Genomic DNA, 5541 nt, shown 5'->3' on the forward strand with positions numbered 1-5541 from the left:
CCCCCACCCCGGAACGGATTTGCAATCATGAGCGCGGCGGCGGGGCCGAGCTTGGAGGTCTGCGGCAGGGGCCGCGCCGCGGTGCCGGCGTCCAGCTTGCGCAACGCGTTCGCCAGCCCGATCGGGTCACCGGTGAGCGTCGCGCCGGACTCGTCGGCCTGGTACTCCCGGGACCGACTGATCGCGAGCTGGATGATCGCCGCCGCGACGGGGCCCAAGATCATCAGCAGCAGAAGCTCGAAGATGCCGGGACCGTCCTCATCGTCCCGCCCGCCGAAGATGGCCAGGAACTGAGCCATATTCGCCAGATAGACGATAATACTGGCAAGGGCCCCGGCCACCGAGGCGATCAGGATGTCCCGGTTGTAGACATGGCTGAGCTCGTGACCGAGAACGCCGCGTAGCTCACGATCGTCCATAATCTCCATGATGCCCTCGGTGCAACAGACCACCGCGTTTCGCGGGTTACGGCCGGTGGCGAAGGCATTGGGCGCCCGGGTCGGGCTGAGGTACAGCCGCGGCATGGGCATCCGGGCATTGCGGGCGAGATCCCCGACGATCGCGTAGAGCCGGGGCTGCTCGACCTGTGTCACGGGATAGGCCCGCATGGCCCGCAGGGCTATCCGGTCGGAGAAGAAGTAGGCGAAGCCGTTCATACCGACCGCGAGCACGAGCGCGATGACCAGACCTCCGCGCCCGAACAGCGAACCCACCACGATGATGGCGGCGGACAGCACGCCCAGCAGCAGCGCGGTCTTCAGACCGTTGAAGTGGCGGTGTGGCATGGCGATCAAGTGTCCGTCCTGTCGAACCGGTACACCTGTCTCAACGCGACGGCGCTGGCGGAACGTTCCCGTCGGGCGTGTGGCCACCGTCGCCCCCGGCCCGTACAGCCGCCGGCCCCCGGCGGGCCTTGCCCGGTCGGTCACCGAGCTCGTCCGGGACGGCTTCGCGCAGACGTGCGACCACGGCCGGGTCGAGCAGCCCGACCCGTTCGAGCTCCTCCGCGGTAAAGATCGCCAATCGTCGGTACACGGCGGCGATCCGTGGATCCAGCCGGTCGAGCGCGGTCAGATGTGCCACGACGGTGCCGAGATCACCGCGCCGCACCGGTCCGGTCGACGCCGACCAGCCGTCGGTCAGGGTGTTCGCCAGCGATGCCCGCAACAGCGGACCGAGCGCCGCGGCCGGATCGGGCACGCCCGCCGCGGCCAGCACCTCGCCGGCAGCCGCCACCAGGGTGGTCAGGAAGTTTCCGCCGAGCACGAGAGAGGCGTGGTAAAGATCCCGCCGGTCATCCGCGACGGGCAGAGCGATGCCGCCGACGTCGGTGACCAGGCGGCGGGCCAGCCCCTCGGCCACGGGATCGGCGGTGATCCCGAACGGGACACCGGCGAGGAGAGCGGAGTCCTCGATGATCCCCGGCAGGGTCATGATCGGATGAAGCGCGATACGGGCCGCGCCCACGTCACCGCCGGCCGCCAGGACGCCCAGACCGTGGCGCCCGCTGAGATGCACGAGTGTCCGGCCGGGCCCGACGGCTCCCGCCGCGGCCAGGTCCATGACGACCGGCCCGATCGCGTCATCGGGCACGGCGACGAGGAGGACCTCGGCCCGCCCGGCGACCTCGGCCGCCCCGCCGACCCACGCGTCCGGGAACAGGTTCACGGCCCTCGATCGGTGCCACGGCGAGCGCACTCCCACGGCCACTACCGGATATCCGGCCGCCGCCAGGGCGAGGCCCAGCGCCGTGCCGGCCCGGCCCGGCCCGACGATTCCCACCTTTTCCCGCGGCCTGGCCTCCCGCGGCCCATCGCTCGCGGCCGTGAACGAAGGTGCGGCGTCGGGCCGACCGTCATCCGGACCGCTCGCGGCATCCGACTGCTCGTCCGGGCTATGCGTCATGTCCCGATGCTCCCCGCTTCTGAGCGGGCCGCCCCTGATACCTGACCACCCGCCGACCCCGGCCACCCGCACGGCCACCATGCCCCGACGCCGGGCCTCACCGGACATACAGCCACAAGCCACCAGGCGACTACAGTCGGCAACATCTCGGATCAGGCCAGGTCGCCGGCAAGAGCGAGCTCACCGCTCCGGGCGCCCGACACAAAGATCACCCTGTCGATTCCCTGACACGCCAGGCCTCCCCCGAAATTGTGGAAAGCATTACCGGAAGCGCATTGAACCGGATCCGGCCGATCATCTCCATCGGGCGGTACACCCCTTCTGACCAGCGATATCAGGGTCAAGGCCCGCCAGCCGGACGATCGCAACGACAAAGACTATATACGTAGAGTTGGCAAACAATCACCATACGGCGCGACGGATGCGGAGACCGAGGTCGATCGTCGATCGTCCACGAGGATGGAGCGATCGAACTCGGCGGTACGGTGCGCGCGCATCATTGATACGGCCGGTAGGCTGGAACGGTACCCGAGGAGGTCACTGAAGGTGTCAGAGCAGGTCAGGGAGAGGGAGACCCGCCGGCTCGACCGGGTCGTCGTGCGCTTCGCGGGCGACTCCGGCGACGGTATGCAGCTCACCGGAGAACAGTTCACCAGCGAGACGGCAGCATTCGGCAACGACCTGTCGACGCTTCCGGACTTCCCTGCCGAAATCCGCGCCCCAGCCGGCACGCCGGCCGGCGTGTCCGGCTTCCAGCTACATTTTTCCGATCACGACATTCTTACCCCGGGTGACGCACCGGACGTACTGGTCGCAATGAACCCGGCGGCCCTGAAGGCGAATCTGAAGGACCTGCCGCCTGGGGCCAATCTCATTGTCAACACCGATGCATTCACCGGCAGCAACCTCAAGAAAGCCGGCTATACGACGGATCCGCTGGCCGACGGCACGCTGGATGCCTACACGGTGCATCGGGTGCCGCTCACCTCGATGACCATCAACGCGGTGCACGCCGCCGAGGGCGTCGGTACCGGGGTCAACAAGAAGGAGGCCGAACGAGCGAAGAACATGTTCGCCCTGGGCCTCATGAGCTGGCTTTACCACCGGCCGACCGAGAGCACCGTCGGCTTCCTGGAGAAGAAGTTCGCCAAACGGCCCGAGATCGCCGCGGCGAACGTCGCGGCCTTCCGAGCCGGCTTCAACTACGGCGAGACCACCGAGTCCTTCTCGGTCACCTACGAGGTGGCGCCGGCCCGGATGAAGGCCGGTACCTACCGACGGATCACCGGGAACACGGCACTGTCCTACGGTCTGATCGCCGCCGGCGAGCTGACCGGCCTGCCGGTGTTCCTCGGCTCCTACCCGATCACCCCGGCCTCGGACATCCTGCACGAGCTGAGCCGGCACAAGCGGTTCGGCGTGCGGACCTTCCAGGCCGAGGATGAGATCGCCGGCATCGGCGCCGCGCTCGGCGCCTCCTTCGGCGGGTCGCTCGGCGTGACGACGACCTCCGGCCCGGGTGTCGCGCTCAAGAGCGAGACCATCGGCCTCGCGGTCAGCCTCGAACTGCCGCTCATGATCGTCGACATCCAGCGCGGCGGCCCGTCCACCGGCCTGCCCACCAAAACCGAACAGGCCGATCTGCTCCAGGCGATGTTCGGCCGCAACGGCGAGGCTCCGGTTCCGATCGTCGCGCCGCGCTCCCCGGCGGACTGCTTCAACGCCGCGATCGAGGCCGCCCGCCTGGCTACCAAGTACCGCACGCCGGTGTTCCTGCTCTCCGACGGCTACCTGGCGAACGGCTCGGAGCCGTGGCTGCTGCCGACCCGCTCGGAGCTGCCGGACCTGAGCGTCGCCTTCGCCACCGAGCCGAACCACACCGGGCCGAAGGGGCCGGAGTTCTGGCCCTACCTGCGTGATGCGGAGACCCTCGCCCGGCCGTGGGCGGTCCCCGGCACGCCGGGCCTGGAGCACCGTATCGGCGGCATCGAGAAGTCGGACGGCCAGGGTGCCATCTCCTACGATCCGGCCAACCACGACCGGATGGTGCGGCTGCGCGCGGCGAAGATCGACGGCATCGCGAACGATGTCGCGCCGCTGGAGGTGGAGGACCCGTCCGGGCAGGCCCGGCTACTCGTCCTCGGCTGGGGCTCCACCTACGGCCCGATCGCGGCCGGCTGCCGCCGGGTCCGCGCCGAGGGTATGCACGTCGCTCAGGCACACCTGTGTCATCTCAACCCCTTCCCCGCCAACACCGGGGACATCCTGCGGTCGTACGACAAGGTGCTGATTCCCGAGATGAACCTCGGGCAGCTGCGGACCCTGATCCGGGCCGAGTACCTCGTCGACGCGATCGGCTACAACCAGGTTCGCGGGCTGCCCTTCAAGGCCGCGGAACTGGCGGGCGTCTTGGAGGACGTGATCAACCAGTGACCGTCACGACGAATCGCAGCGGCATCAGTAACCGGCTGCTCGACTTGGTGCCGGCCGCGCCGGCCCAGCAGAGCCGCAAGGACTTCACCTCCGACCAGGAAGTGCGGTGGTGCCCGGGATGCGGCGACTACGCCATTCTCGCCACCGTCCAGGGCTTCCTGCCTGATCTCGGGGTGGCCCGGGAGAACATCGTCTTCATCTCCGGGATCGGCTGTTCCTCACGGTTCCCGTACTACCTGCAGACGTACGGGATGCACTCCATTCACGGCCGGGCACCGGCGATCGCCACCGGGCTCGCCGCCTCCCGTCCCGACCTGTCGGTCTGGGTCGTCACCGGGGACGGCGACGCCCTGTCGATCGGTGGGAACCACCTGCTGCACGCGCTGCGCCGCAACGTCAACCTGAAGATCCTCATGTTCAACAACCGGATCTACGGACTGACGAAGGGGCAGTACTCCCCCACCTCCGAGATCGGCAAGATCACCAAGTCGACGCCGTTCGGCTCGCTGGACCGGCCGTACAACCCCGTGTCGCTGGCGCTGGGGGCGGAGGCCACGTTCGTCGGACGGTCCATCGACTCCGACCGGGCGCACCTGACCTCGGTGCTGCGCGCGGCCGCAGAGCACCCCGGCACCGCCTTCGTGGAGATCTTCCAGAACTGCAACATCTTCAACGACGGCGCCTTCGACGCGCTCAAGGAGCGGACCAGCCGGGACGACGTGACGCTGAAGCTGGCCCACGGCGAGCCCCTTGTCTTCGGCACCGAGGGCGACAAGGCCGTTCGACGGGCGCCGGACGGCAGCCTCGAGGTGGTCCCGGCGGGCAGCCCGGACGTCCTCGTCCACGACGCCTGGGCGGCCGATCCGAGCCAGGCGTTCGCGCTGTCCCGGCTCACCGGCGACTCGCACGGCGTCACCCCGATCGGCATCTTCCGCGACGTCGACGCGCCGACCTACGACGAGGCGTTGAACGCCCAGATCACCGACGCCAAGACCCGCCAGGGCGACGGGGACCTGATGTCGCTGATCGCCGGTGGGGAGACTTGGACCATCGAGTGATCTGAAAACCGTCCGCTGATCTGATCAGCACTCCACAGCCCGTGGCCCGGCCGTTCGCATTCTCCCGGTATCGAACCCGTGGCCATCCCGCGGCGGCTTCCTGTTTTCGGCGAACGTCCGATCCGACACTCCGGCCCCGCGCCCC

4 protein-coding genes are annotated in these 5541 nt (G+C 68.8%); 2 read left to right on the top strand and 2 right to left on the bottom strand.

Annotated elements, in window-relative coordinates; translation table 11 throughout:
- Together htpX and ACY5KJ_RS17025 are read right to left on the bottom strand one after the other, a co-directional pair.
- The coding region (htpX, locus tag ACY5KJ_RS17020) for a zinc metalloprotease HtpX (protein ID WP_462203831.1) at window positions 1-785 on the bottom strand (785 nt) is incomplete at its 3' end.
- 40 nt (window positions 786-825) lie between these two features.
- Window positions 826-1905, bottom strand: coding sequence for a Rossmann-like and DUF2520 domain-containing protein (locus ACY5KJ_RS17025; RefSeq protein ID WP_462185669.1), 1080 nt, complete (start codon window positions 1903-1905; stop codon window positions 826-828).
- A gap of 546 nt (window positions 1906-2451) precedes the next feature.
- Between ACY5KJ_RS17025 and ACY5KJ_RS17030 the strand changes: the two genes are divergently transcribed.
- Window positions 2452-4338: a 2-oxoacid:acceptor oxidoreductase subunit alpha gene (locus tag ACY5KJ_RS17030; RefSeq protein WP_462203829.1), complete on the top strand. Its 1887-nt coding sequence runs from the start codon at window positions 2452-2454 to the stop codon at window positions 4336-4338.
- Window positions 4335-5396 carry a 2-oxoacid:ferredoxin oxidoreductase subunit beta gene (locus ACY5KJ_RS17035; protein WP_462203830.1) on the top strand — a complete coding sequence of 354 codons (1062 nt, stop codon included), beginning with the start codon at window positions 4335-4337 and terminating at the stop codon, window positions 5394-5396. Before ACY5KJ_RS17030 ends, ACY5KJ_RS17035 begins: the two co-directional genes overlap by 4 nt.
- Window positions 5397-5541 lie beyond the last annotated feature (145 nt).

Source organism: Frankia sp. CcWB3, assembly GCF_977927595.1.